Source organism: Moorella humiferrea, from assembly GCF_039233145.1.
In the GTDB taxonomy this organism is placed as follows: domain Bacteria; phylum Bacillota; class DSM-521; order Neomoorellales; family Neomoorellaceae; genus Neomoorella; species Neomoorella humiferrea.
Map to the genome: position 1 here is coordinate 1,336,423 of NZ_CP136419.1, position 24,874 is coordinate 1,361,296.

General features: G+C 51.9%; 30 protein-coding genes and 1 tRNA gene. 5 read left to right on the forward strand and 26 right to left on the reverse strand.

Annotated elements, in window-relative coordinates; all coding sequences use genetic code 11:
* Positions 1-13: 13 nt before the first annotated feature.
* From hydF to MHFGQ_RS07030, 14 genes are all read right to left on the reverse strand, one after another.
* Entirely contained in the window at positions 14-1,234 is a 1,221-nt protein-coding gene (gene hydF / locus MHFGQ_RS06965) for a [FeFe] hydrogenase H-cluster maturation GTPase HydF (RefSeq protein ID WP_106005660.1), read from the reverse strand.
* 91 nt (positions 1,235-1,325) lie between these two features.
* The gene (locus tag MHFGQ_RS06970; protein WP_106005659.1) at positions 1,326-1,544 is read right to left on the reverse strand and encodes a Sec-independent protein translocase subunit TatA/TatB; all 219 of its coding nucleotides are present in this window, start codon (positions 1,542-1,544) and stop codon (positions 1,326-1,328) included.
* A gap of 47 nt (positions 1,545-1,591) precedes the next feature.
* On the reverse strand, positions 1,592-2,335 hold the full coding sequence (tatC, locus tag MHFGQ_RS06975) for a twin-arginine translocase subunit TatC (protein WP_106005658.1): 744 nt from the start codon (positions 2,333-2,335) through the stop codon (positions 1,592-1,594).
* Between the two features lie 70 nt (positions 2,336-2,405).
* The gene (locus MHFGQ_RS06980; protein ID WP_106005657.1) at positions 2,406-3,110 is read right to left on the reverse strand and encodes a demethylmenaquinone methyltransferase; all 705 of its coding nucleotides are present in this window, start codon (positions 3,108-3,110) and stop codon (positions 2,406-2,408) included.
* Complete coding sequence (locus MHFGQ_RS06985; RefSeq protein WP_106005656.1) at positions 3,107-3,784, reverse strand: hypothetical protein; 678 nt, start codon at positions 3,782-3,784, stop codon at positions 3,107-3,109. The genes MHFGQ_RS06980 and MHFGQ_RS06985 overlap by 4 nt, the downstream gene beginning before the upstream one ends.
* Before the next feature lie 178 nt (positions 3,785-3,962).
* Positions 3,963-4,340, reverse strand: coding sequence for an adenosylmethionine decarboxylase (speD, locus tag MHFGQ_RS06990; RefSeq protein ID WP_106005655.1), 378 nt, complete (start codon positions 4,338-4,340; stop codon positions 3,963-3,965).
* A gap of 117 nt (positions 4,341-4,457) precedes the next feature.
* Positions 4,458-5,354, reverse strand: coding sequence for a phosphogluconate dehydrogenase (NAD(+)-dependent, decarboxylating) (gene gnd / locus MHFGQ_RS06995; RefSeq protein ID WP_106005654.1), 897 nt, complete (start codon positions 5,352-5,354; stop codon positions 4,458-4,460).
* A gap of 132 nt (positions 5,355-5,486) precedes the next feature.
* Positions 5,487-5,564, reverse strand: a tRNA-Pro gene (locus MHFGQ_RS07000).
* An 85-nt stretch (positions 5,565-5,649) separates the two neighbouring features.
* The gene (locus tag MHFGQ_RS07005; protein ID WP_106005653.1) at positions 5,650-6,117 is read right to left on the reverse strand and encodes a ferritin-like domain-containing protein; all 468 of its coding nucleotides are present in this window, start codon (positions 6,115-6,117) and stop codon (positions 5,650-5,652) included.
* A gap of 61 nt (positions 6,118-6,178) precedes the next feature.
* A complete protein-coding gene (locus tag MHFGQ_RS07010) occupies positions 6,179-6,319 on the reverse strand; it encodes a rubredoxin-like domain-containing protein (RefSeq protein ID WP_170066301.1) in 141 nt (46 codons plus the stop codon).
* 16 nt (positions 6,320-6,335) lie between these two features.
* Positions 6,336-6,497: a rubredoxin gene (rd, locus tag MHFGQ_RS07015; RefSeq protein ID WP_106005652.1), complete on the reverse strand. Its 162-nt coding sequence runs from the start codon at positions 6,495-6,497 to the stop codon at positions 6,336-6,338.
* A gap of 338 nt (positions 6,498-6,835) precedes the next feature.
* Positions 6,836-8,545: an IS200/IS605 family accessory protein TnpB-related protein gene (locus MHFGQ_RS07020; RefSeq protein WP_343105494.1), complete on the reverse strand. Its 1,710-nt coding sequence runs from the start codon at positions 8,543-8,545 to the stop codon at positions 6,836-6,838.
* A complete protein-coding gene (locus MHFGQ_RS07025) occupies positions 8,508-9,137 on the reverse strand; it encodes an IS607 family transposase (RefSeq protein WP_343105495.1) in 630 nt (209 codons plus the stop codon). Before MHFGQ_RS07025 ends, MHFGQ_RS07020 begins: the two co-directional genes overlap by 38 nt.
* A 114-nt stretch (positions 9,138-9,251) precedes the next feature.
* Positions 9,252-9,641 (reverse strand): desulfoferrodoxin, encoded by a 390-nt coding sequence (locus tag MHFGQ_RS07030; RefSeq protein WP_106004641.1) that lies wholly within the window; start codon positions 9,639-9,641, stop codon positions 9,252-9,254.
* Between the two features lie 180 nt (positions 9,642-9,821).
* Between MHFGQ_RS07030 and rbr the strand changes: the two genes are divergently transcribed.
* From rbr to MHFGQ_RS07050, 4 genes are all read left to right on the forward strand, one after another.
* Positions 9,822-10,397 (forward strand): rubrerythrin, encoded by a 576-nt coding sequence (gene rbr / locus MHFGQ_RS07035; protein WP_106004642.1) that lies wholly within the window; start codon positions 9,822-9,824, stop codon positions 10,395-10,397.
* An 8-nt stretch (positions 10,398-10,405) separates the two neighbouring features.
* Positions 10,406-10,645, forward strand: a complete 240-nt coding sequence (locus tag MHFGQ_RS07040) for a hypothetical protein (protein WP_106004643.1) — start codon at positions 10,406-10,408, stop codon at positions 10,643-10,645.
* 97 nt (positions 10,646-10,742) lie between these two features.
* On the forward strand, positions 10,743-11,942 hold the full coding sequence (gene fprA / locus MHFGQ_RS07045) for a nitric oxide reductase FrpA (protein WP_106004644.1): 1,200 nt from the start codon (positions 10,743-10,745) through the stop codon (positions 11,940-11,942).
* Between the two features lie 15 nt (positions 11,943-11,957).
* The gene (locus MHFGQ_RS07050; protein ID WP_106004645.1) at positions 11,958-12,647 is read left to right on the forward strand and encodes a flavin reductase; all 690 of its coding nucleotides are present in this window, start codon (positions 11,958-11,960) and stop codon (positions 12,645-12,647) included.
* 70 nt (positions 12,648-12,717) lie between these two features.
* Here the strand turns inward: MHFGQ_RS07050 and MHFGQ_RS07055 are convergent, their stop codons facing one another.
* The 7 genes from MHFGQ_RS07055 to MHFGQ_RS07085 form a co-directional block, all read right to left on the reverse strand.
* Positions 12,718-13,455, reverse strand: a complete 738-nt coding sequence (locus MHFGQ_RS07055) for a hypothetical protein (RefSeq protein ID WP_106004773.1) — start codon at positions 13,453-13,455, stop codon at positions 12,718-12,720.
* A gap of 16 nt (positions 13,456-13,471) precedes the next feature.
* Entirely contained in the window at positions 13,472-14,704 is a 1,233-nt protein-coding gene (locus MHFGQ_RS07060) for an NAD(P)/FAD-dependent oxidoreductase (RefSeq protein ID WP_106004646.1), read from the reverse strand.
* A complete protein-coding gene (locus MHFGQ_RS07065; RefSeq protein ID WP_106004647.1) occupies positions 14,701-15,156 on the reverse strand; it encodes a 4Fe-4S dicluster domain-containing protein in 456 nt (151 codons plus the stop codon). The genes MHFGQ_RS07060 and MHFGQ_RS07065 overlap by 4 nt, the downstream gene beginning before the upstream one ends.
* Positions 15,157-15,173: 17 nt before the next feature.
* Complete coding sequence (locus tag MHFGQ_RS07070) at positions 15,174-16,682, reverse strand: glutamate synthase-related protein (RefSeq protein ID WP_106004648.1); 1,509 nt, start codon at positions 16,680-16,682, stop codon at positions 15,174-15,176.
* Positions 16,664-17,770 carry a class II glutamine amidotransferase gene (locus tag MHFGQ_RS07075; RefSeq protein WP_106004649.1) on the reverse strand — a complete coding sequence of 369 codons (1,107 nt, stop codon included), beginning with the start codon at positions 17,768-17,770 and terminating at the stop codon, positions 16,664-16,666. Before MHFGQ_RS07075 ends, MHFGQ_RS07070 begins: the two co-directional genes overlap by 19 nt.
* Positions 17,771-17,792: 22 nt before the next feature.
* Positions 17,793-19,133 (reverse strand): type I glutamate--ammonia ligase, encoded by a 1,341-nt coding sequence (gene glnA / locus MHFGQ_RS07080; protein WP_106004650.1) that lies wholly within the window; start codon positions 19,131-19,133, stop codon positions 17,793-17,795.
* 107 nt (positions 19,134-19,240) lie between these two features.
* Positions 19,241-19,849 carry an ANTAR domain-containing response regulator gene (locus MHFGQ_RS07085; protein ID WP_106004651.1) on the reverse strand — a complete coding sequence of 203 codons (609 nt, stop codon included), beginning with the start codon at positions 19,847-19,849 and terminating at the stop codon, positions 19,241-19,243.
* 503 nt (positions 19,850-20,352) lie between these two features.
* Here MHFGQ_RS07085 and MHFGQ_RS07090 point away from each other — a divergent pair.
* Positions 20,353-21,828 (forward strand): Nramp family divalent metal transporter, encoded by a 1,476-nt coding sequence (locus tag MHFGQ_RS07090; RefSeq protein ID WP_106004652.1) that lies wholly within the window; start codon positions 20,353-20,355, stop codon positions 21,826-21,828.
* A 479-nt stretch (positions 21,829-22,307) separates the two neighbouring features.
* Here the strand turns inward: MHFGQ_RS07090 and MHFGQ_RS07095 are convergent, their stop codons facing one another.
* From MHFGQ_RS07095 to MHFGQ_RS07115, 5 genes are all read right to left on the reverse strand, one after another.
* Complete coding sequence (locus MHFGQ_RS07095) at positions 22,308-22,538, reverse strand: HEPN domain-containing protein (RefSeq protein ID WP_211292844.1); 231 nt, start codon at positions 22,536-22,538, stop codon at positions 22,308-22,310.
* Between the two features lie 40 nt (positions 22,539-22,578).
* A complete protein-coding gene (locus MHFGQ_RS07100; protein WP_170066168.1) occupies positions 22,579-22,833 on the reverse strand; it encodes a nucleotidyltransferase domain-containing protein in 255 nt (84 codons plus the stop codon).
* 325 nt (positions 22,834-23,158) lie between these two features.
* A complete protein-coding gene (locus MHFGQ_RS07105; protein ID WP_211292845.1) occupies positions 23,159-23,395 on the reverse strand; it encodes a hypothetical protein in 237 nt (78 codons plus the stop codon).
* Between the two features lie 212 nt (positions 23,396-23,607).
* Positions 23,608-24,252, reverse strand: a complete 645-nt coding sequence (locus MHFGQ_RS07110) for an SIMPL domain-containing protein (RefSeq protein WP_106004654.1) — start codon at positions 24,250-24,252, stop codon at positions 23,608-23,610.
* A gap of 117 nt (positions 24,253-24,369) precedes the next feature.
* The gene (locus MHFGQ_RS07115; RefSeq protein ID WP_211292846.1) at positions 24,370-24,858 is read right to left on the reverse strand and encodes a TnsA endonuclease N-terminal domain-containing protein; all 489 of its coding nucleotides are present in this window, start codon (positions 24,856-24,858) and stop codon (positions 24,370-24,372) included.
* Positions 24,859-24,874 lie beyond the last annotated feature (16 nt).

Consider the following 24,874-nt stretch of genomic DNA (forward strand, 5'->3'; position numbering starts at 1 on the left):
TGCCAATTATTTCTCACTCTTCTTCCCGCCACTCCATCAGGGCCAGGGGGAAGGGTTCCAGGGCCCGTTCCAGGACCCCGTGGATAAAGGCCAGGAGCACACCGTAATTAACTATCGGCACGCCGGCTTCTTTAGCGAGCTGGATGCGGTAGAGCATTTCCCGGCGGTTGATCATGCAACCGCCGCAGTGAATGATCACTTTATAACTGGCCACATCTTCCGGATAACCAGTTCCGGAATACCAGGAAAACTGTAACTCGCCGCCCACATACTGCCGCAGCCAGCGGGGTATCTGCACTTTACCGATATCATCGGCCTGACGGTGATGGGTGCAGGCCTCGGCGATGAGAACCCTGTCTCCAGGCCGTAAGTTTTTAACAGCCTTGGCTCCCCGTACCAGTTCCACCAGATCGCCCTTATACCGGGCAAATAAAATGGAAAAGGAAGTCATCCAGATGTCGGGGGGAGTATCGGCCGCCACCTTCAGGAATGCCTGGGAATCCGTAATCACGATTTTCGGGGGCGGGATCTTCGTCAGGGCTAGCTTCAGTTCCCGCTCTTTCACCACCAAGCCCATGGCGTCATGATCCAGCAAATCCCTCAAGGTCTGTACCTGGGGCAGTATCAGGCGACCCTTCGGTGCCGCCTTGTCAATAGGCACCACCAGAACGGCCATCTCTCCCGGCCCCACCAGGTCGGCGACGATATAGGGTTCCTCAAAATCGGCAGGAGCGGCTTTAATCAGTTCTCCCTTAAGTTCTTCGATACCCTGCCGGGTGAGGGCGCTGACCGGAAGGACCCGTTGACCTACGATTTTTTCCAGGTCGGGCAACAATTCCCGGCCGCCCTGGTCTATTTTATTTAAAACAACAACTACCGGTAAATTTTGCTCCTTTAAACGCTTTAGAAGCTCCACTTCATAGGTCCCTACGCAGGCGCCGGGGTCCAGGACCAGGATGGCCAGATCGGTACGCCGCAGGACTTCCATGGTCTTTTTGACCCTCAGTGCACCCAGTTCGCCCACATCGTCAATTCCCGCCGTGTCGATGAGAACGACCGGTCCGAGGGGTAAAATCTCCATGGATTTAAGGACCGGATCGGTTGTCGTACCGGGAACACTGGAGACTACGGCCAGTTCCTGATTGGTCAGGGCGTTGATCAAACTGGATTTGCCGGCATTGCGGCGACCAAAAATGGCGATATGCAGGCGGTTACCCCTTGGCGTTGTATCCACAGTTCCCTCACCTTCCCGAAAAAATTTCCCGACCGCCGAGGCAAGGGATTTTCAGTAAAAAACGGGAGTTTATCTCCCGTAGCTTACAACTTTAAGAGGTGTGTTTAGCGGCCTTCTCTTTAGCCGAGCCGTCGCCTTCGTCTATCTTGGCCGCTTCTTTGATTTCCTCTGTTACCGAGCTGGTGGCATTTTTAAATTCCCTAATGCCCTTTCCCAGGGCGCGGCCCACCTCGGGCAGCTTGCCGGGACCGAAAATAATCAACGCCAGGACTAAGATTAATATCAATTCAGGGGCTCCCAGACCGAACATCTTTCTCACCTCCTGCTTAAATTATTGTACATCCGGTTTGTTTAAATTTAAATACTTTCTTCCTCAGCCCTTTCTTCCCTTTTACGTCTTACCAGATAAGAGATCCAAATGCTCACTTCATAAAGGGCAATTACCGGTAAAGCCATCAGGGTTTGAGAAATCATATCCGGCGTAGGCGTAAGAACAGCCGCCAGTATGAAAATAAGCAAAACGGCATATTTACGGTTTTTGGCGAGGAAACGTGGTGTTACAAGGCCAAGATGAGTGAGCAGCATAATAACAAGGGGAAGTTGAAAAATCAGTCCAAAGGGCAAAACAAACATCGTCAGGAAACTAAAATAACGGGATATGGATATAAGCGGAGTAAAACCTTCGCTGGCACTTACCAAAAGAAAGCGAATGGCCGCCGGAAAAACTACGAGGTAGCCGAATATAATCCCGCCGAAAAAGAGGAGTATTGATGCCGGCATTACCATATAAACCAGGCGCCTTTCATGGCTGTGGAGGGCCGGCAATATAAAGCTCCATACCTCCCAGAGAATCACCGGTAGAGCCAGGAAGATGGCCGCTACAAAAGAAATCTTAATGGTTGTAAAAAATGCCTCCCACGGTGTGATAAAAACGGGGTTTATACCCAATGATTTAAGGGGGCGTAAAATCAACTCCAGCAGCTGGGCGCGGAAACCGAAATAAACGGCAACAGTCGCAATTACCAAAGCTATAATGGATACTATAAGGACCCGCCGTAAGGCTTCCAGATGCTCGGTGAGGGTCATTGATTTATCTTCCAAAGCTCCACCCCCTTTTCACCATACCCTTCGGATAATTACATTATAACCCCACTAAAACCTTAGGGCAACCTTATCTCTTAATACCCACGTGGACAGCCACAATCCCACCTGTCAATTCAAAATAACGGGCGTTGTCAAGGCCCAGTTCGCGGAAATATTGCAGTATTTCCGCCTGGTGGGGATAACCCTTAAGGGATCGTGGCAAATAGCTATAGGGGCCGTCTAGACCAACCCCCAGGCGCCCTATTAGCGGCACCAGGTAATCAAAGTACAGGTAATAAAGTTGTTTAAAAAAAGGCAATGTCGGCTTGGCTAATTCCAGCGATACTACCCGTCCCCCCGGACGGACTACTCGCCTCATTTCTGCAAGCCCTTTTTTAATATCGGGAAGGTTACGCAATCCAAAGGCTATCGTAGCGCAATCAAAGGAGTTATCCGGAAAAGGGAGGTCTATGGCATTACCTTCCACCAGACGAACCAGGTGTCCATTAGGATCGTTGGCCAAACGGGAAGAGGCGATCTCCAGCATTCGCGGGGAAAAATCCAGCCCCACCACCTGACCATCGGGAGCCACGGCCCGGGCCAGCTCTAAGGACAGCATGCCGGTACCACAGCAGACGTCCAGGGCCTTGTACCCAGGTTTCAGGCCGGTCTGAGCCACCGTAAAGCGGCGCCACCTGCGATCGCAGTTAAAACTGAGAATAGTATTGAGCAAATCATAGCGGGGGGCTATGGCGTTAAAAATTCCGCGGACATATTCTTCTTTACCGGTCACAGGGCCATCACCTGTTTGGCAGGTAGTTTTTCGCTTAAATGAAAAACCAGTTCTACCAGCAAGTCCTTGACTGCTTTGGGTGCCAATTTTTCTATAGCCTGGCCGGCTTTTACCTTAACAGGCTGCCCGTTCCACAATTTGCCTAAAAACATACCGATTTCTTTCCAGGCCTCGACCTTCTGGGGCTCGACTTTACCCAACTGACTGCCCAAATAAGTTGCCATAGTAGCCAGGTATTCTCGCAAATGCGACCCGTCAGCGGAAACAGACTTTTCATGCCGTCCGGCGGCATCAAGATGAATTTGGCAGATCAACCGGGAAAGCGGTACTAAAAATTGGAGATTACCGTCGCGACATAAAAGATCTAAAAAGCGGGCATAGAAATAATCGCCCACCAGGGTTTGCACGGCTACTTCATCTTTAACGTCGCTATGCATCAAGGAGGCGAGGAAGATAAACTGAAAAACGGCTGCCAGGGATAGAGCCCTAGAACCGGAATATCCTTGGGTATGGGCACTTAAAAGGACCAGGGCAGGCAGGAAATCTTCGTCTAAGGGATTGAGAACAGGCATAGTTACGGCCGGCAGCCCCTGCTTCTGCAGGCGGGTTTCCCTTTCCAGGCGCAGATGCACCATTTGCAGTTCCGGTCGCAACAGTTCGAATAGGGCGGTCAACTCCGGCCCTCCTAAAAGAAAATGATTATCTTTTAGTTATTCTATACTTTAAAACATATTCCTGCTGGTTTTGATTACGAAAACACTACAGGCCCTGCAAGTTTCCTTCCTGCAAGGGCCTGTCAGCACCTACCTTCGCTACTACCTTTACATGTAGGTAATAAAATAAATATCCCTCCTACAGATTTACCGCTGCCGCCCGAGGAGGTTCCAGGACGCCCCGTTCAATTTCGGTAGCGTGAACTTCGCTGGCCTGGAACTGTTCGGTTAAATACCTGCAGGCATCCCAGGGGTTTACCCTTTCACCACAGGTAAACACGTCTACGGCAGCATACCCTAACTCCGGCCACGTGTGGATTGCCAGGTGCGATTCGGAAATGACCACCACGCCGCTGACACCCTGAGGGCTGAATTTATGGAAGCAGACTTCGCGAATTTCTGCGCCGGCCTCTAGAGCGGCTTTTACCATGATTTCCTCGATCTTTTTGATGTCATTTAAAATCTCGAAGCTGCAACCATAAACCTCAGCTAAAACATGACGGCCCAATGCGCGCAATTATCATTCCTCCTCTAGGATAAAAGTGGGGCATGACATCAATCAAATCCAATTGTACCCCCACTCCCCCTTATTGTCAACTAAAAATCGCGCGCCTTGTCGGATAAAGTTGAGGGGCTATTTTCGGGCCACCTCGTGTCCGCCGAATTCATGGCGCAGAGCGGCCACCACCTTGGTGGCGAAGCTCTCCTCCTGCTCGGAGCGGTAACGCATCTGCAGGGCTGCCGTGATTACCGGTGCCGGTACTTTCAGGCGCAGGGCTTCTTCTACCGTCCACAGACCCTCACCGGATGAATAGGCGATGTCTTTAATGCTTTCCAAAGTGACGTCCTTGCTGAGGGCCTTTTCCATAAGATCCATAAGCCAGCCGCGGATTACCGAACCATGACGCCAGACCCCGGCCACGGCCCTGAGATCCAGTTTAAAGGGCCCTTTAGCCAGAACTTCCATTCCTTCGCCGATGGCCTGCATCATGCCGTATTCGATGCCGTTATGGACCATTTTGACATAGTGACCGCTGCCGGGAGGACCGGTGTGCAGGTAACCCCCGGGAACTGTTATATCCTTAAACAAATGCTCGAGGTAGGCAAAAACTTCATCCTCGGCCCCCACCATGCAGCAGGCACCGTAGCGGGCCCCCTCCATCCCGCCGCTGGTACCAGAATCGGCGAAGCGAATACCCCTGGCCTTCAAATATTCGTAACGCCGCAGGGTGTCCTTATAATGAGAGTTACCCCCGTCGACGATTATATCACCTGGAGATAGCAAAGGTAACAAATGCTCGATAACCTCATCCACGGCTGGGCCGGCAGGGATCATCAACCAGACCAAACGCGGCGTCTTAAGTAGGTCTACCATTTCTCCCAAACTATAGGCGCCTTTAATTCCTTGCGCCGCAGCATAATCGACGGTAGCCTTCGTACGGGCATACCCTATCACTTCGTGACCATGATCCAGCATATTGAGGGCCAGGTTGAGGCCCATTTTGCCTAAGCCTATTAAGCCAACGCGCAAAATCGCATCCTCCTTAAAATTTAATCCTTTATCAAACTTATTATTTGCGGCTAATCGTTTTATACACCCGAAACAAGCGTGTAATAAATAAACGAACATAAAAAAAGACGCCTTTACAGCGTCCTGTAAAAATGGTCGGAGCGACTGGACTTGAACCAGCGACCTCTACCACCCCAAGGTAGCGCTCTAGCCAAACTGAGCTACGCCCCGTTTTTCCTCTGTGCAAAGAAAAGTATAACACCTGACAAATGGCGTTGTCAAGGGGCGATTCTGGCGCAACCCGGAGCAAGTAAAATTATTTATTCTGCAAGGCGCTGTGCAGATCGCACAGGTGCCGCCTTTCCTGGCGTAACAACTCATCAATCATTGCAGTCTCAGTTACAGATACAAGGTTCTTTAAGCCGCTGAAAAACAGCAGGGCATCCTTTTCAAACTGGATGGCGAAATTCAGGGCCTCTTCATCATTGGTAATCTGCTTGGCTAGGGTCTCAGGATGCAGGTCCTTATGGAAAACATTGCTATCCACCAGGGCCTGCATGTAGGCCTCATACTCCCCCGGGTAAGACTCCGGGGGATCGTATGGAGTTGCTTTAGAAGCTAGTTGCTCAAAATCCAGGATATGCTGGCCTTCTTCTAAGGCCAAACGTTGGAAAAGCTTGCGGGCTCTATCATCCCGGGCGCTGGCAGCCATAGCTTGATAAAAGGCCTGGCCCTTTTGTTCAATGGCCCGGGCAAATGCGAAGACTTCGCTGGCGTGGAACATAAGCCACCCCTTTACTGGTATAGTATTTATCGTCTTCTAGCGCACTTGACCCTCGCAAGTGCTACAAGGACCCGCCCCCGCAGTCCGGTATATAGCAGTTGGCGTCCACAAAACTGCAAACCGACTGGCAGGAAGGACATTTCTCCGGCGGCGCTTCGCCTTCAAAGGCATAACCGCACGCGGAACAACGCCACTTGTTCATGTCTATGTACCTCCGTCTATGCTTCAGGCTCAAACAGTTCTTTGCCTACACTGCAAACCGGGCATACCCACTCTTCCGGTAATTCGCCAAAGGGCGTTCCCGCAGGGATGCCGTTTTCCGGGTCGCCTTCGACCGGGTCGTAGACATAACCGCATACCGTACAAATGTATTTTTCCATTGCTTATTCCTGGTTCAAAAAACCTAACAATTACTGACACATCATGTCAATCCTTATTAGGCGGCCTCCCCATGACCAGGCTTTTCGCTCCTTTCGGATTTGATTTGCCTGCCCCTGGGAGCAGGCTGCGCGACAGGGAGACCTCGGCCCCGGGAGTCTCACCCGGACGGGAGAACGGCACTTCACGGGCGCAAGGCGCGGCCTTAAGGAGAACCATAAAAGTTCCCGCCTTGCGTTGACCGTCAAGTGGTCCAGCACTTTATTCTTTCAGGTGCCGGACGCCTCCGCGCGATCTGTTAGATGCGGCCTACCGGTTTGTCCGATACCGGCTAACGGGGTCACCTACTTGATAAAGCGAGCTGCTTCAAGTCATGCCAGACAGAATAAAAGGATTCCTGTTTATAGCGGTCTAAGCCGTTATGAACGGAAACCTTTTCGCCCAGCCGCATGATTTGCTGCTTCACCTTTCGGGTCATCCCTTTTCCTTCCCCAGGTAAGGAATTCGCCTTTTGGTTCAGCTTTTCTTTAATGGCTTGGATTTTTTGTTTTAACTCTTTGGTGATGTGTTCTTTAAAACCTATTGCCCGGCGGGCGATTGCCAATGCGGCGGCATGGTGGATAGTTACCCCGTACCGCTCCATGTATTTCCAATAGCCGATGGTGGAAGTGTGAGCTGGCCGGACCGGCTTTACGCCGACGCCTTCTTTGTAGGCTTTACGGATAATAGCTTCGGTTATCTTCCGGTAAGGAAAATTGGCCGCCATGCGGTTGAACTTTTTATCGGTGTCCAGCCGGTCTTTGCCGAAGCCCAGGTCTTCTATAGCGATAGATTTGCCTAAAACTCTGGCGATGTTCACCACTACCTGGGCCAGAACGCCGATGAGGTAAGTACGTCTAAAACTGCGGCTGTAAGCCAGTTCCGGTATCTTGAGGTAAAGGAAACCGTTCGGGTGTACTATCGTCTGAAACTCTCCGGCAAACTTGTGCAAGGCTTTGGGATAAGGAACAGTGAAGCCTTCCGGCCAGGGCTCGGGCTGGCCAAAATAATTAACGTTAGCCAGAGCTACCCCATCTGGGTTGGTGTCTATCCCAAGGTAGCCGCGGTTGGGGTCGGTCACCAATTCAGGCGCCGTCACGGTGAAGGCGATATGGACCCTGTACCGGTTGTCCCGGCATCTAATCAATTCAACGTTATAGGGTGCGCCGGAAAGAAGCAACCCCCACACCTTGAGCCGGTGTTTTTCCGGCAGCCAGAGCTCTCCTTCCACCCGCGGTGCCCTGGTCATTATGGGCCTTCCTTTGCTGTCAGTACCTTTTTGCTCGGATAAATGGGAAATAGTGACTGCCAGGGTAAATCTCCCCTCCTGGTAAGCCACCTTCATGTTGGGGTTGCCGCCTTTTGTTTCGTCGCCCCGGGCGTATAACCGGTTCTGCCGGGTGTGGCGCCATTCTTCCCGGCTGGTCTTGCCCCGGCAGATCTGCCGCCATAAGGCCCGTCCCCCGAATACTACCTTGGGGATAGTGCCGTTGGCTTCATGTTTCTGGAGTTCGGCCAGTTTGGCGGCAAGCTTTTTGACCCGGGCTTTGCGGCCGTGGAGAATACGTTTGGTTTTCTCGATTTTTGCCGGGTCTTTGGCCTTGATCGCTTTGTCCAGGACCTTTGCAGCCCAGTGGAATTTCTTTTTGGCCCGGCTCAGCTTGGTTTCTGTTTCCTCGATTTCTAACGCTAGGAGTTCCTTTTGCGATTCTATGATAGCCCTCGCTTTCAGTATGGCGTCGTCACAATAGCGGGAGTTTAAGCCGAATACCCGCTGGCCTTCTTGTTTGAGTTCTTCCCGGGAACGGCCTTCCATAAGCCGGTTGAAGGCCCAGCGCTCGCAGGCGCAGAAAAGCCGCATCTCAGTATCCAGCGGGTCTTCATCCCCCCGGCCCCATTTCTTGGACCGGTAAGCGGGGTAAGCTTCCGGAAACCACTCGCCGCAGATGGTATACTTAAGACCGCCGTTAAGTTCACTCATTCTCTTTTTGTTCTTTCGCTGTTTCTTCATCCAGCTCCACTCCCGCGATTAGTTCCCGAAACCCCTGCCTCACTTTTTTGCCGCCCCTGGCCCCGTATAACCGGGCAGAAAATGACGTGACTATGGCCAGCAAATCTTTCACCAATTCGCTTTGAGCGTCTTCCGGCTCTTTTTCCGCTATGGCGATTATTTCTACGCCGCAATATTTTAAATGACGCTCAATGTACGAATATCCGAAACGGGCCAGCCGGTCGGGGTACTCAATAATAAGTTTCTTATACTCACCCTGCTCGGCTAACTTGAGTGCGTTGGCCAGGCCACGGCGCTTCTGGTTCAAGCCGCTAGCCACGTCCGCAAATTCTGCCATGATAGCAAAACCGTGTTCTTTGGCATACTGGCGCAACCGCTCCATTTGTCGTTCCAGGTTGCCGGCGTCGGCCTGCTTTTTGGTGGACACCCGAGCGTACAGCACGACTGCCTCGCGTTCGCCAGTCAATTGGCCGGACTGTAGAAGCTTATTGAGTTCATCCATGGAGTACCGGCGCTGGCCTCCAGGCAAACGCACAGGCTTGATTAAGCCCCGCTTTTCCCAGTTGCGCAGGCTGTTGGGATGGACTCCCAATTTTTTTTGCCGCTTTGCTGATGGTTAATAGTTCCATAACTTTATGGTAAGCTTTTTGTTATGTTTTGTCATTATTTATTAATCTGTTGGTAACTGCTACTAACCTCCCATCGTTTACTCATATTCATAATTTGATTTCCAGTGGCCGTGCAGGTTGCAATAGGCGCGGGCCGTGGCACTCCTGGATTCAGTACAAAAAACTGCCTCGGGAGCGTCGCCGGGGTCCAGGTGCTGCCGCAAGACCTGGCCGCCGGCCTGGAGCTCGATCCACTCAATGTAATGCTTTTCTTCCATTGGATGGGGAACACTGCCAACGGTCACTTTAAAACCGCCATCAACTTTAGTAACTACCGGTACATGCTTTTCCTTGCTGGCGTCTACGGTGTTCTCGTTCATCAACTCCATGGGTTTGCCGCAGCAGACCAGGGACCCAACTCCGGGATGGAGAACCTCAACGATATTACCACAAACGTTGCACTTATAAATTTGGCCGATTGCTGTCATGTTTGCACCCCTTAAAGATAAAAATTACTATTTTTAATTATTAATTCGCCATTTTTTTCATTTCTCCTTCTCCATAAAACAAAATATAAAGTTTTTTATTAACAAAAAATAGCTTATCTTGACTTCCTAACTTTGGCAAGGTAAAATGACGTCGAAAACTAAATAAGGAGGAAGAGTAAAATGTCAAATATTAAAGGTTCTCGCACCGAAAAAAACCTGCTGACGGCCTTTGCCGGCGAGTCCCAGGCTCGCAACCGTTATACTTATTATGCCAGCCAGGCCAAAAAAGAAGGCTATGAGCAAATAGCAGCCATCTTTTTAGAGACGGCCGATAACGAAAAGGAACATGCCAAGCGTCTCTTTAAATTCCTGGAAGGCGGCGAAGTAGAAATTAGCGCCGCTTTCCCGGCAGGTACTATCTCTAATACGGCTGTAAATCTTGCCGCCAGCGCCGATGGAGAAAATCACGAGCATGCCACCATGTATCCAGAGTTTGCCCAGGTGGCTGAAGAAGAAGGTTTCAAGGAAATAGCCGCCGTTTTTCGGGCCATTGCCCGGGCTGAAAAAGGACACGAAGAACGCTTCCGCGCCCTGCTGGCTAATATAGAAAACAATCGTGTCTTTAAGCGGGAAGAAAAGGTGACCTGGCGTTGCCGCAACTGCGGTTATATACACGAGGGCAACGCGGCCCCAGAAATATGTCCCGCCTGTGCCCATCCCCAGGCGTTCTTTGAACTACACGTGGAAAATTATTAAGGAGTGGTATGGCCATCCTGGTTGATAGCCGGCGTGAAACGGCGACTAAAGTTCAGGAGATTTTAACAAAGTATGGCTGTATTATTCGGGTGCGCCTTGGCCTCCACGAAACTGAGGCCTGTAGTGACGAAGGCTTGATTATCCTGCAGTTATGCGCTCCCGAAGTCCAGGTCCAGCAGCTAAGGGATGAGCTTAACGCCCTTGGCCGAGTGAAAGCCGAGGTAATAAAGCTCGCACTGGATGATTAAGTAGCCGCCCCTGTCTTACGGATAATATAAAGTTGCACCTGGCTCCTATGCCAGGCGATGCTTGCAAAAAATAAACCGAAAGGATGATTAAGAAACCATGGGCCAGCCCGTTACCATTGCGGAAGGTATTTACTGGGTGGGGGCCATCGACTGGAACATCCGCTACTTTCATGGCCCCGCCTTTTCCACCCACCGGGGTACTACATATAATGCCTACTATATTGTCGACGAAAAAACCGCCCTGGTGGACACCGTTTACGAACCCTTTCAAGGAGAATTAATTGCCAAACTGAAGCAGATCCAGGACCCGATGAAAATCGACTACCTGGTGGTCAACCACACTGAAAGCGACCATGCCGGCGCCTTTCCGGCCATCATGGACCTCTGCCCCAGCGCCCATGTCCTCTGTACTCAGCGTGGTTATGAGAGCCTGAAGGATCATTACCCGCATCTTGATTTCCAGTATACCATCGTCAAAACGGGAACCAGCATCAGCCTGGGCAAACGAACCCTTACATTTATTGAAGCCCCTATGCTCCACTGGCCCGACAGCATGTTTACATATATACCCGAAGAGGCCCTGCTGCTGCCCAACGATGCCTTCGGCCAGCACTTCGCTTCCAGCGTTCGCTTCGACGATCAAGTAGATGTAGGAATTGTCATGGATGAGGCAGCCAAGTATTACGCCAACATCCTCATGCCCTTTAGTAACTTGATTACTAAAAAGCTGGAAGAAATTCAGAAAATGAACATAAATATTAAAACTATTGCCCCCAGCCACGGTATTATCTGGCGGCAGAATCCCAACCGAATCATTGAGGCCTACACCCGCTGGGCTGAAGGCAAAGGTACGGCGAAAGCCGTTATTGCCTACGATACCATGTGGTTGAGTACGGAAAAGATGGCTTATGCCCTCCTGGACGGCCTGGTGGCCGGTGGCTGCGAGGTCAAGCTTTTCAAGCTCTCCGTATCCGACCGCAACGACATTATCAAGGAGATCCTCGATGCCCGCGCCGTCCTGGTGGGCTCGCCGACCATCAATAACGACATCCTGCCGGTGGTTTCTCCCCTCCTGGATGACCTGGTAGGCTTAAGACCAAAAAATAAAATCGGCCTGGCCTTCGGCGCTTACGGCTGGGGCGGCGGCGCCCAGAAGATCCTGGAGGAGCGCCTGAAGGCCGCCAAAATCGAGCTCTTTGCCGAGCCCGGCCCCACGGTGAAGTGGGTTCCCAAGACCGAAGACCTGCAACGTTGCTACGAACTGGGGCGGGAAATGGCGACCAGAATCAAGGATTAACAAGGAGGGAACATTTTGGATACCAAAGCCCTATATACTATCTCTTACGGGTTGTACATCGTCACGGCAAAAAAGGACGACCGCTTAAACGGCCAGGTTGCCAACACCGTCTTTCAGATTTCCTCGGCACCGCCGACGGTTGCCGTCAGCATTAATAAGCAAAACCTGACCCATGAATTCATCCAGGCCGGACGGAACTTTGCCGTCTCGGTCCTGGCCAGGGAGGCCCCCCTTTCCCTCATCGGCCGGTTCGGCTTCAAATCCGGACGCGAGGTAGACAAATTTGCCGGCTTAAACTACAAGTTAACGCAGGGAGGACTTCCTTACCTGGCTGAGGACACCCTGGCCTACCTTGAGGCTGAAGTAAATCAGACGGTCGACGCCGGCACCCACAGCATATTTATCGGCACTTTGAGGGACGCCGCCGTCTTGCGCCAGGGTGAGCCCATGACCTATGCTTACTACCATCAGGTCAAGCGCGGTACGACCCCGCAAACGGCGCCTACCTTCGCGGCCGCCCGGGTGGAAAGCGGGCCGGCAGCCGCTGCACCCAGGTACCGGTGCACTATCTGCAATTATATCTATGACCCGACCCAGGGCGACCCGGAACACGGCATTGCTTCGGGTACACCCTTTGAGGACCTGCCTGGCGACTGGGCCTGCCCCATCTGCGGCGCCGGCAAGGATGCCTTCGAGAAAATTTGATTGCGCTCCCCGGATTACTAAAAAGCCATCTGCGCGTCGGCAGATGGCTTTTTAGTGCAAATAGTTCAACTCAATAAGCATATAAGGTACCATACGGCCGTTTATTGTAGGGTATAAACTTGGTAAAAGGCTCGGCCAGAATCTTTTCGGCCTCCAGGTCGAAATAACGGGCAAAATCGCCCACAATTTCCCGCAGGCGTTCCTGGTCGGCGGCCGTAAGCGGTACTGCTTTGACTTCTTTCCCCAGGTAAAAGGGATCTACCTGACCGCGGATAAAGATCTCGCCGCCGTGCATCCCGGTGCCTACATAATTACCCACCATGGCTTCCCCGGGTTGCAAATCCAGTCCCAGGAGGACCAGGGTACCGCCGGCCATATACTCGCCGAAAAAATCCCCGGCCTTGCCGCCGATGACAATTAAAGGTTTTTTCTCCCGGAAGGCCTTCATGTGGATACCCACCCGGTAGCCGGCATTGCCACGGATGAAGATGCGGCCGCCGCGCATGGAGTAACCGACTATGTCGGTGGCGTTGCCGTGGATAATTACCGTGCCGTCGTTCATGGTGTTGCCTACTCCGTCCTGGGCATTCCCGAAAACCTCTATTTCCAGCCCGTCCATCAGGGCCGCCAGGTTGTTGCCAGGCACGCCGTGAATCTCCAGCCTGGCCCGGCCCCGGACCCCGGCACCGATGTAACGCTGGCCGTTGACGTTTTTTAAAACCAGTTCCCGACAGCCGTTATCCAGGAGGGTCCTGATGGAATCATTCAAGGCTTGATAAGACAGACCCTTGGCATTCAATGTTTTCATAAAAATTCCCTTCACCTCACTCTGCCAGCTTTTGCCGCCAGATGATTTCCGGCAAATTCAAGAGACCGAAATCCGGCCGCAACAATGCATCTTTAAAGGGCGCGACCTCAAGGCCTTCTTCGAGCAACTGGCGGTAGATGCCGGCCCGGTGGTCGATTTTATTGATCAGCAGCACGCCGTCCAGGCGGTTATCCTTTAAGACAAGCTTGCGGTAGACCAGGGCGGCAGGGTCTATTTCCGTCAGGACTTCATATCCCTCGTCGGCAGCACTGTTACCCATGCTGATAATATGCAGTCCTAGGAAACCGAGGGCGTTATAGGGCGGTAAGGGTTGATAGATCTCCCGTGCTCCGGCCATATTGCGGCCGGCTATTTTCCCCTGGATGGCGGCATGGGGTAGTAGAGGCGGACTGCCGGCCACCACATCCCCGGCGGCATAAACGCCGGGTAAGCCGGTGCTGAGGTCCGGTCCCACAACGACGCCGCGGTTAATGGTCACCCCGGGTAAACCCTCGAGCAGCTCAACGTTGGGCCGCACGCCGATGGCCATCACCAGGATGTCGGCCTGGAGTTCCCTGCCGGATTTAAGCTCCAGGTGAAGGCGGTCGTCTGCCTCCCGGTAGACGCGCGTCAGGGTATCATTTAAATAAAGATTGACACCTTTATCCTGCAGGAAGGTGGCAATCATGCTTGCCGCTTCCTCATCCAGGGCCGGTGCCCAGATGCGGTCGGCCAGCTCTACCAGCGTTACTTTGACGCCCCGCTGCACCAGGCTCTCCATGGCCTTGAGGCCCGTGGGCCCGGCCCCCAGAATGACAGCTTCCCGCCCGGGGATGGCAAAAGCCTCCAGGCGCCGAACGTCGTCATAATTAATAAAGGTAAAATAGTCAGCCGACGTCAACCCGTCGATGGGCGGTACAAAAGGTCGACCGCCGGTGGCGAGGAGCAAACGGTCGTAGGGAAGCTTCTCACCGTTATCCAGGTGGACCTGGCAGGCTTCCGGGTCCAGTTTTACGGCCCGGCGTCCCAGGATGACGCGGACGCAATTTTTTTCATAAAACTCTTGCGGCCGGTAGGGCATATCCTGGTCCTGGACCCGCTTTTCCAGCCAGTAGGAAATCAGGGGCCGGCCATAGGCATAATAGTTTTCCGCCGAGACGATGGTAATGGAGCCTTCCCGGTCATACTCCCGGATTCCGGCAACGGCGTTGACGGCCGCTATGGAATTGCCGATAATGACGTAGTTCATGCCCCTGCCCTCCTTTCCTCAAAGACGAGGGCCCGGTTGGGACAACCGGCCACGCAGGCCGGCCCCTCAGCCTCCCGACAGAGGTCGCATTTTAAGGGTACGGGGCGGCCGTTTTTCTCCCCCGGGCGAATGGCGCCAAAGGGACAGCCGACCACACAGGTCCAGCACCCCACGCATTTATCTTCCTGGCAGTAAACAATTCCCGTCTCCGGATCTTTGACCATGGCGCCGGAGATGCAGCCGGCCACACAGCGGGGGTCATCGCAGTGGCGGCACTGAACGGCTACCGAGAGGGGCAACCGCTCTTCCACAATCAGCCGCGCTGTACCCCTTAAATTTTCGCGCTTATAGGCCCGAAAAAGGTCGCGGCTGCGGGAATGGGCTACAATGCAGTTCACTTCGCAGAGGTGACAGTTCATACAATAGGCCGGCCGGGCATAAACTTTTTTCACCGATGTTCCCTCCCCTGCTACATTCCTTCGCCGGCGTGTTTGACACCCAGGAGCTTCAATTCCACTTCGTTCAAGCCTACGCCCCGCAGGTGCAGGCGGTTGCCGCGCAGGCTTTCAATGGAGTTGATGCCCATGCCGCCCAGCATTTCTTTGATTTCATGGGACCAACCCCGCAGCAGGTTGTAAAGGCGTTCGGCGCCGATTTCCGGATTCAGGCGCCGGCTGCGATAGGGATCCTGGGTGGCGATGCCCCAACTGCACTTGCCGGTATAGCATTTCTGGCAGAGGTGGCAGCCCAGGGCAATCAAGGCGGCGGTAGCGATGTAGACCGCATCGGCACCCAGGGCTATGGCCTTTACCACATCGGCGCTGCTGCGGAAGCCCCCGGCAGCCACCAGGGATACCCGGTTGCGGATACCTTCCTCGCGCAAGCGCTGGTCCACGGCGGCAATGGCCAGCTCGATGGGAATACCCACATGGTCGCGGATCATAGTAGGAGCTGCGCCAGTGCCGCCGCGAAAACCGTCAATGGCGATGATATCGGCCCCGGCCCGGGCAATGCCGCTGGCAATGGCCGCCACGTTATGGACGGCCGAGATTTTGACGGAAACCGGTTTCTGGTAACGGGTTGCTTCTTTTAAAGTAAAGATTAACTGCTTCAAGTCTTCAATGGAGTAGATATCATGATGGGGAGCCGGTGACAGGGCATCGGTACCTTCAGGTATCATTCTCGTAGCGGCCACAGGCGCGGTAATCTTTTCCCCCGGCAGGTGGCCGCCGATGCCCGGTTTGGCTCCCTGGCCGATTTTAATTTCGATCACGCGCCCGGCATTCAGGTAACCGGCATGGACGCCGAAGCGCCCCGAGGCCACCTGGACTACGGCGTGATCGGCATACTCGTAGAGATCCTCGGGCAGGCCGCCTTCGCCGGTATTAAACAGGGTGCCAAATGCTTTTGCCGCCCGGGCCAGGGATTCAAAGGCCTCATGGCTGATGGACCCGTAGGACATGGCGGAAAACATGATTGGGGTCTCTATGGGCACCAGAGGGGTGCTGGTTTTATCCTTGCTTTCCTCTCGGCTTACCGGCTCGGCACGGCTGCCCAGGTAAGTCCGCAGCTCCATGGGTTCCCTTAAGGGATCAATGGAAGGATTGGTAACCTGGCTGGCGTTAAGGAGCAGCCGGTCGAAATAGGTAGGAAAGGGCTGGTCGTTCCCCATCCCGGTGAGGAGCACCCCGCCAGTTTCCGCCTGCTTGACAATGTTGCGTAAGTGTCCTTCCGTCCAGTGGGCATTGGGCCGCATGGGCGGCGGGTTTTTATAAATAGTCAGCGCCCCGGCCGGGCAGATGCTGACGCAACGCTGGCAGTTGACACAGTTGGCATCAATAGCATAGAGGCGGTCGTCTTCCGCGTCGTACTTTTGCGCGTCAAAGCCGCACTGGCGCACGCAGGCCAGGCATTTAATGCATTTGTTATCGTCGCGAACCACACTGAATTCAGGTGGCATCAGGCTGAGAGTCGGCATTGGGATTCCTCCTCAACTAAGCCGATGACCGGCTCGCCTCCTTGCGGATACCATACCCGTTCCACGTCGGGACAGATTTCCCGGATGGCCGCTTCCTCGCTGGCCACATACAGGGTGGCGCCGTGGGAAGCGGCCACCAGGGGCCGCAGTTTGATGCGGTCGCTCAAAGCCATAAGGCCGCCGCTGAATCCGACAATGATGGAAAAGGGCCCGTTCATCAGGAGGCTTCCGTAAACAACCCGTAGACGGGTATAAAGATCGCGTTCTGCCGCCGGCAGGCGGTCGATTACCTGCCAGAAGGGAGCCGCCAGGACCTTCGCCGCCAGTTCCAGGGGCAGTTTATGGCGCCGAACTAGTAAATCGATAGCGTAGGCGACTACTTCGGTATCGGTCTGCAGGGTCATTTTATAACCGTACATTTCCAGAAAACGGCGATTGGCACCATAGGAAGAAATCTCGCCGTTATGAACTACCGACCAGTCAAGCAGGGTAAAGGGATGGGCGCCGCCCCACCACCCGGGGGTATTGGTGGGAAAGCGGCCGTGGGCAATCCAGGTATAGGCCTGGTATTCATCCAGGCGGAAGAACTCGCCGATATCTTCCGGATAACCCACTCCTTTAAAGGCTCCCATGTTTTTGCCGCTGGAAACGACATAGGCACCGTTGACGCTGTCGTTGATGCGCATGACCAGTCGGGTCATGAAGTCGGCTTCCGTCTCCTGGGCTTCTTCGATTTTCGCCAGCCTGGGGGTTACAAAATAACGCCACAGCAAGGGCGCTTTGCCGATGGACCGGACGTGACGGGTGGGGATACGGTCTTCGGCTTCAATATAAAAATTATCTTTAATCAGCTCCTCTACCTGGTTGCGGCTCAGCTTATCCTCAAAGAGGAGATGCAGGGCATAGTAATCTTTGTATTCCGGATAGATGCCATAGGCGGCGAAACCGCCGCCCAGGCCGTTAGACCGTTCCTGCATCAAAGCGATGGACTGGATGATGGCATTACCGTTAACCCTGCGGCCGTCTTTATTGATAAAGCCGCTGATGGCGCATCCTGCAGGTATCCGGTAGTCTCCTTCCCTGAGCATCGTTGCTCACTCCCTTGTTCTATTAAAACTTAGTCAAATACTGATCGATCTCCCACTGGTGCACCCTGGTACGATATTGTTCCCATTCCAGTTTCTGGGCCAGGGTCAGGCGTTCATAAATGTGGGGGCCCAACGCTTCCTTGATAACTTCATCTTCGGCCAGGGCTTCCAGGGCCTCATCAAGGCTTCCGGGCAGGACGCCGATGCCTTCTGCCTGAAGTTCAGCCGGTGTCATGGCAAAGATATTTTTATCGGTAGGCGGCGGCGGGGTCAGGCCCTTTTTGATCCCATCCAGGCCGGCCTTCAAAAGAACCGCCAGGGCCAGGTAGGGGTTACAGGAAGGATCCGGGTGCCGCACTTCAATGCGGGTGGAAGGGCCGCGTTTGGCCGGCACCCGAATCAAAGGGCTGCGGTTGCGCGGCGACCAGGCAATATATACCGGCGCTTCATATCCGGGAACCAGGCGTTTATAAGAATTGACCGTCGGGTTGGTTACGGCCGCCAGGGCGCGGGCGTGCTTCATGATTCCGGCGATGAAATGATAGGCGGTCTGGCTTAAGCCCAGCCTGTCGGCGGGGTCGTAAAAAGCATTCTGTCCGTTTTTCGATAGTGAGATATTCACATGCATCCCCGAACCGTTAATGCCGTAAATGGGCTTGGGCATAAAGGTCGCATGGAGGCCGTGGCGCTGGGCAATAGTCCGCACTACGAATTTAAAGGTAGCGATGCGGTCGGCCGTGGTCAGGGCCTCGGCGTATTTAAAGTCAATTTCATGTTGACCGGGGGCTACTTCGTGATGGGAGGCTTCAATTTCAAAGCCCATCTGCTCCAGGGTTAGGACCATATCCCTGCGCGCGTCCTCCCCCAGGTCTACCGGGGTGAGGTCAAAGTAACCGGCACGGTCATGGGTTGTTAGGGTTGGTCGGCCGGAAGCATCTGTATGGAAAAGAAAGAATTCGGCCTCCGGCCCGACGTTCATGGTATAACCCATGGCGGCTGCTTCAGCGATAACCTTCTTCAAAGTACAGCGGGGACAACCGGCAAAGGGTGTACCATCAGGGTTATAAACGTCGCAGATGAGGCGGGCCACCGCTCCATCATGGGGGCGCCAGGGGAAAACGGCAAAGGTGTCTGGATCGGGATACAGGTACATATCCGACTCCTCGATGCGCACAAAGCCTTCAATAGAAGAGCCGTCAAACATGAGCTCATTGTTTAAAGCCTTGGGCAGCTGGTTTACCGGTATGGCGACATTTTTCAAGACCCCGAAAATATCGGTAAACTGGAGGCGAACAAATTTAACCCCCCATTCTTCGGCCTGGTTAAGGACAGCCGCCCGTTTTTCCTTGTTTTTGTCTTCCATCGATATAAATCCTCCTCACAAAAATTCTTTTTGCACCGCTTAAAAAGCGTCCTGCCGAAGAAGGATAGATAAGCCCTTCTCCTTCAGGACGCCGTTGCCCTAAAGGGTTAATCCACCTTTTTACCTTTACTGCTGCCGCTCTGAAGTTCGTGGGCGACGATAATCGCCTCGGCGATGTTTTTCATGGGAACGCACCGATCCATGCTCTGACGCTGCATGCGCCGGTAGGCCTCGGCTTCCGTTAATCCCATGGTGTCCATAAGAATCCCCTTGGCCCGTTCAATTATTTTCCGGGCGGCCAGGGTTTCCTTAAGCTTTAAGATTTCCTGCTGCAGGCGGCAAATTTTTTGGTAATTAGCCAGGGCCGCTTCTATAGCAGGTAACAAGGTGTTCTCCTGCACCGGTTTAATTAAATAAGCAAAGAACGGAAATTCGTGGGTATGGGCCAGCAAATTCCGATGCCAGGAAGAGGCCAGGAAAATTATCGGGGCTACGCCATCTTCTTCGACGATCCTGGCTACTTCCAAAGGAGTGGTACCTTGGAGCTCGTTATCCAAAATTACAAGGTCAGGCTGCAGGGTGCGGATCATCCGCAGGGCCTGGCTGCCGTCCGGGGCTTCCCCGGCAATCAAATAGCCCTCCCGCACCAATAAATACTTTAAATTCTGCCGGGCAGCCGGGTCGGCACTGGCGATAAAAATTTTGGGCTGTTGCATATAATTTCATCACTGCCCCCTCGCGCTACGCCGTTGTAGCACTTTCAAGGACCCCTTCGCCCTGCGAAATCATTTTTCATTTTGTATGGTACAATTATAAAGGAAAACCCCTAAATTGACAATAGATAAAACCGATGTATACAGCATTTCAATAAATATTTTCGTATAATGAAATCCTTTTCTAAACCCATTAGTTACTATATCAGTCTAATAAATAAACGAAAATTACTATAGAGCAGAAAAAATGTTTATTATGTAGATTAATAGAGAAACAGTTTGGGCCCAGAACCTCGGTGCAACAAAAATATGGTCTGAAAATAAATTAATATCAAGATGGGGAGGTGGCATATGATTATGTTGAAGGGGGGGATATGCCGTCTAACGTTATTCATTAAATCATTTTCTTCATAAACTTTTAAAGAAAGGGGTAATGCCTTCAATAATACCAACATTAAAAGACAGAAAGAGGATGTGATAATAATAACAAAAAAGGAGGTACAATAATGTTTAAAGATGATAGGGCTTTTAACGTTTCCCCTGGATGTGGACCCGAATTTACGGTAGAAGACCTTCCCCAGCCACCCAGTCCTTTAAACCTGCGCCGCTTGCTGGCTATTATGGGGCCGAGCGTTATAGCTTTGGGCGGTACCCTGGGAAGCGGCGAATGGTTAATCGGGCCGTCCATGTTTGTAAAGTACGGCCTGGCCCTGCTCTGGATCACCACTGTATCAACTTTGCTGCAGACTTTCCTCAATATCGAAATGGCCCGCTACACCCTTTATACCGGTGAACCAATTACTGTTGGCTTCATGCGTTTAAATCCCGGTTCTAAATTCTGGGCCCCCCTTATGTCCCTCCTGGGTATCCTTGAACGCGGTTTGCCCGGCTGGGCCCTGGCCAGTGCCACCTGCCTGGCGGCACTGCAATTAGGAAAAATTCCGGGCAATGCTGATAAAAATTTAGTTTTGATCTACGGCGTCATCGTTTTTCTTTCCTGCGTCGTTTTAACTTCCGTGGGGCGTAAGGTTGAACGTACCCTGGAAATAGCCAACTGGGCCATGATGATTATCGTTTTTCTGGGTTTGGGCCTGCTGGCCATTGCCTTTGTGCCGGCAAGGGTCTGGGCGGAAGGCTTGAAAGGCTTCGTTTCCTTCGGCTATGTTCCAAAAGGGGTAGATATTTTCATGCTTAGCGCCCTTGCGGGCTATTCGGCGTACGGCGGTTTCGGCAACAACGCTATTACCAACTGGTATAGAGATAAAGGTTTCGGAATGGGCGCCAAGGTGGGATACATCCCCGCACTGGTGGGCGGTACCATGGTCCATGTCTCCCCTTCCGGTAAAGTCGCACCGCCTACGGAAGATAACTTGAAGTCCTGGAAACAGTGGTTTAAGATTTTAAGCTATGATCAATGGTGTGTTTTCTTTGTTGGCGGCATGTTCGGTATGTTCCTGCCGGGCATCCTGGCGGCTGGCCTGATACCCAGAGGAAGCGATTTGCCTCAGTGGGGAGTTGCCGCCTATCAAGGAGAGGTTTTCAGAAGCTTAATCGGACCGATAGGTTGGTTTTTTGCCCTGGGCTTGGGCTTCTGGATACTTTTCAGTACGGCCCTAAGTAATGTGGACCTAGTCTGCCGTCAGATAACCGATATGTCCTGGTCCGGTTCCCCGGCCGTGCGGCGCTGGGCCAAGGATGATATCAGGAAAATTTACTACCTGCTGCTGTTAATCTTCACAATCTGGGGTCTCCTATATATGAAAATCACGGTTCCTTTGAAGCTTGTGGCCTTAAGCGGTAACATTGCTAATTTTACCCTGGCCTTATCCGCTCTGACGACCATCTATCTTAACCGGAAATTTATACCAAAAGAATTTAGGGCACCCCTCTGGCGCGAAATTATGCTGGTATTAAATGCCTTGTTCTTTGGCACCTTTTTCCTCCTTTTCGCTTTCAATCAGCTGTTCGGACTTAAATTTTAAACAACTAAAATTAAAAACACCTTAGACCCTGTTATGACCTTCCTGTTTCAATTTAGGAAGGTCTTTTTTATTCCAGGCAATGTTTTAAGAACTGCGGCATATTCATTCCCGTCATAATCGATGGCACAGCCCCCCACAGGGTCGTGTCTGTCCGCCTTCGAGGTAGTGGTTTTTAAATGAGGTTTGCGGCGGGTCCTTCGTTATAACTACCTTTGATACCAACCTCATTATAAAATAAAATAGAACCCGTAAATGAAGCACGGATTCTTTTTTAGACTTTCGCTAAAATAAAGGGTTTTATACGGTGCTTATTTTTCTCCATTCCGGTTGGTGAGGGATAACGCCCACCGGTAAACTTCTTGGGCCAGCGAGACTGCCCGTTTTTATTCAGCTTCATCTATTGGTTCCCAGTCTCCCGGGTAACGGGTTGTTACAGCGTAATCAGTAAGAATCGCGGCTTCCTTAAGACTTTCGGGAACCTAAACCTTCCCGGACTCTTCAATTAACTTCAAAAGGTACCCAATAGAAGGGGTTTTCGGGATATCCATTTCCAGGAATGCCATTATACCTTTAAGGGCCTTTTCAACTGCCTGGTGGGCATCAAAGCAAAGATCTTCGTAGAGAATATCTGAGGTTTGCCTGCCAAGTTCGGCCCTTGCGAGGTTACTTTTTGCTCTTTGGAACCACAGGCGCCATAATTCATCGCTCATAAACTACCCGCCCTCTTGCGGCCTCAGCATACACGAACCCTCATGAATTACGGTACCTTTCTAGTTTTTCCGGGGTTTCTACAAGTATGTCCACGGCAGCAGGAACATCGACCAGGATTCTATAGATCTGGTGGGCCAAAGCGCGGCGATTATTTATTCCTCTTTTCAGCACCAAAAGATCGTAATCACTATGCGATCCTTCCTGCCCTCTGCTTCTGGATCCAAAAAGGATAATTTTATCGGGGTTTACAGTCTTCACTATCTTTTCGACTACTGTATCAAGGACTTCTTCCACAGGGAGCCCCCCTTTTTTTGTCCTAGAAAAAGCCACTACACCCTAAAAATAGGAGTTCTTCTTTGAAAAAGGTCACACTTACCAATACTTATTTGGGTTATCGCCGCTTCTTTTGTAAGATTATACCATGTAGAATGCTCAAACTCAACTGCCTTCCTTCGCTTCCGCGCCCTTAGTCTCCTTCACAAGCTTCCCAAAGAATTGGTGCCCACGGTTGGTGTCGTGAAAGCCGACCAAGTCATCATGAACTTCAACCCCAATAGCCAGCATTAAAGGAGGCCGCAATCCAAATGAACTGTCTTTCACGAGATACAACACCTTATCGCTAATAATTCATATTAACTCCTGTGCTCGCTAGGCGGTTTCTGGTTTTGAACACCTCAACTATGTTAAAAAACATCTGATTCTTGTCACGCCGGCTCGTGTCGGGCGGCGTGAGATTTTCTTCGCGCCGCCACATCACTCGCGCCGCTGGATCTAATTTTACAAGCGGCGTGAACTCATTTTGTTTTAATGCGTCACTTGCCCGGTTTGAGGTCAATCGGGTTGCCGTTTTCATCAACCGGCTGCCCTTCGACTTTTAGGAGTTTGCCATTTTCTTTTCATCTCGCAACTCAATCTATTCCCACTGGTGCCATCCGTTTCCATCGAGGACGAGGTAAGTTTTGTAAACCTTCTTAGGTCCAACTACTACTCCAGACCCACCGAGGTCGTGACCACTCTTTTAACAGGATAGTCACCATGTTTTAGATATACTGGTTCTTTATGTAAATGTCATTTGTCTGGGTAGTTATCCACCAGTTCTAGCACAGCTTCTACCTCGGCAGTAACCTTGATTTTATCTGAAGGAATAACGTTTTCTGGCCTTTCAGCTTGATAAGAGGAGCTTTCACGAAGAATATAGTACCCGCTATCATACGAACGGCGATTACCGGAAACGCGAATAACTGCACCTACCTTTACTCCAAGTCCTGCAGCAATAGCCTTGGCTCTTTCTACCGCGTCTTGGGCTGCCTTCGTTAGTGCTTCTTGTTCCAAAGCTGATTTGTCCTCGTACGTAAAATTAACGTAGTCTATGTTTTTTACTCCGGCTTTAACGGCCGCATCAATAATTTGCGTAACCAGGGACAGATCGCCGGTCTTAACCAGAAGAGCATTGGAAGCCTGGTAACCTTTGAAAACACGCGAGTTTTTTTCCCATTGATAATGAGGGAATAATGAGTAATTACTAGTCTCGATGTCTTTGTTCGGTATTCCGAGGGACAGCAATTCTGCCAACAGTTTCTGGGTTACACCAGCCACCAGTTCCTGAGCTTGATTAGCTTCCGGTTGGATAAAGGTGATATTGAGCCCGACTTCAGCAATATTGGGCCTTGCAGAAGCTTCTCCGTAACCGGATACAACTATTTTCCTAAGCATAAGCACACCTCCCCAGCATGCGAAGTACTTTCAGCAGTCGCCCCTGGGAACACCAGGGGTTCTTTCCCATATATATCCAATTGACTATATAATAAGCTTCAACGACAGGTGGGACTATTACCCGTTACTGCTGCCTGCTGCAATAATGTCTTGGAACATACCCCGGCGTATCTCATCATCCCGTTTGATAATGTAGTGGATGGAATTCAGTTTTTCAAAGAGTTCGCGGGCGGCCTGCTCTTTAGCTACCACATGGGGGTGTGCCGTTTGGTCTGCCTGTTTCACTTCAACCACTGCCCATCCATTATTTTTGAGTTTAAGTATAAAGTCTGGGTAATAGCGTCTCCAACGACCTTCCAACTCATCGTAATACTCTACGTAAAACTCAAAAGCGTCCACCTGCGGTGGGTGCAAAAAGCCAACCTCCCGGATGTGGCGCAAGATGTTCTGGGTTTCAGGGAATACCTTTATAAAAAAGTCACCCTCGTAAAATCGCTCGTTCTCTTCCTGCCGCAAGCGTTTCCCAACAAATTCAGCACTGGAGTAGCCCCGGCACTGCTCAAAAGCCTGCCACAGTTGATCAAGAAAAGAAATTGCGCTCATCATACCACCTCAACCTTCG

Bases quoted from the DNA above. Each gene is read 5' to 3' on its own strand.
- MHFGQ_RS06970 (WP_106005659.1), bottom strand. From the start codon at position 1,544: ATGTTCGGTCTGGGAGCCCCTGAATTGATATTAATCTTAGTCCTGGCG.
- MHFGQ_RS07005 (WP_106005653.1), bottom strand. From the start codon at position 6,117: ATGTTCCACGCCAGCGAAGTCTTCGCATTTGCCCGGGCCATTGAACAA.
- MHFGQ_RS07010 (WP_170066301.1), bottom strand. From the start codon at position 6,319: ATGAACAAGTGGCGTTGTTCCGCGTGCGGTTATGCCTTTGAAGGCGAA.
- rd (WP_106005652.1), bottom strand. From the start codon at position 6,497: ATGGAAAAATACATTTGTACGGTATGCGGTTATGTCTACGACCCGGTC.
- MHFGQ_RS07020 (WP_343105494.1), bottom strand. From the start codon at position 8,545: ATGAAGAAACAGCGAAAGAACAAAAAGAGAATGAGTGAACTTAACGGC.
- MHFGQ_RS07030 (WP_106004641.1), bottom strand. From the start codon at position 9,641: ATGACAGCAATCGGCCAAATTTATAAGTGCAACGTTTGTGGTAATATC.
- rbr (WP_106004642.1), top strand. From the start codon at position 9,822: ATGTCAAATATTAAAGGTTCTCGCACCGAAAAAAACCTGCTGACGGCC.
- MHFGQ_RS07040 (WP_106004643.1), top strand. From the start codon at position 10,406: ATGGCCATCCTGGTTGATAGCCGGCGTGAAACGGCGACTAAAGTTCAG.
- fprA (WP_106004644.1), top strand. From the start codon at position 10,743: ATGGGCCAGCCCGTTACCATTGCGGAAGGTATTTACTGGGTGGGGGCC.
- MHFGQ_RS07055 (WP_106004773.1), bottom strand. From the start codon at position 13,455: ATGAAAACATTGAATGCCAAGGGTCTGTCTTATCAAGCCTTGAATGAT.
- MHFGQ_RS07060 (WP_106004646.1), bottom strand. From the start codon at position 14,704: ATGAACTACGTCATTATCGGCAATTCCATAGCGGCCGTCAACGCCGTT.
- MHFGQ_RS07070 (WP_106004648.1), bottom strand. From the start codon at position 16,682: ATGCCGACTCTCAGCCTGATGCCACCTGAATTCAGTGTGGTTCGCGAC.
- MHFGQ_RS07075 (WP_106004649.1), bottom strand. From the start codon at position 17,770: ATGCTCAGGGAAGGAGACTACCGGATACCTGCAGGATGCGCCATCAGC.
- glnA (WP_106004650.1), bottom strand. From the start codon at position 19,133: ATGGAAGACAAAAACAAGGAAAAACGGGCGGCTGTCCTTAACCAGGCC.
- MHFGQ_RS07085 (WP_106004651.1), bottom strand. From the start codon at position 19,849: ATGCAACAGCCCAAAATTTTTATCGCCAGTGCCGACCCGGCTGCCCGG.
- MHFGQ_RS07090 (WP_106004652.1), top strand. From the start codon at position 20,353: ATGTTTAAAGATGATAGGGCTTTTAACGTTTCCCCTGGATGTGGACCC.
- MHFGQ_RS07095 (WP_211292844.1), bottom strand. From the start codon at position 22,538: ATGAGCGATGAATTATGGCGCCTGTGGTTCCAAAGAGCAAAAAGTAAC.
- MHFGQ_RS07110 (WP_106004654.1), bottom strand. From the start codon at position 24,252: ATGCTTAGGAAAATAGTTGTATCCGGTTACGGAGAAGCTTCTGCAAGG.
- MHFGQ_RS07115 (WP_211292846.1), bottom strand. From the start codon at position 24,858: ATGATGAGCGCAATTTCTTTTCTTGATCAACTGTGGCAGGCTTTTGAG.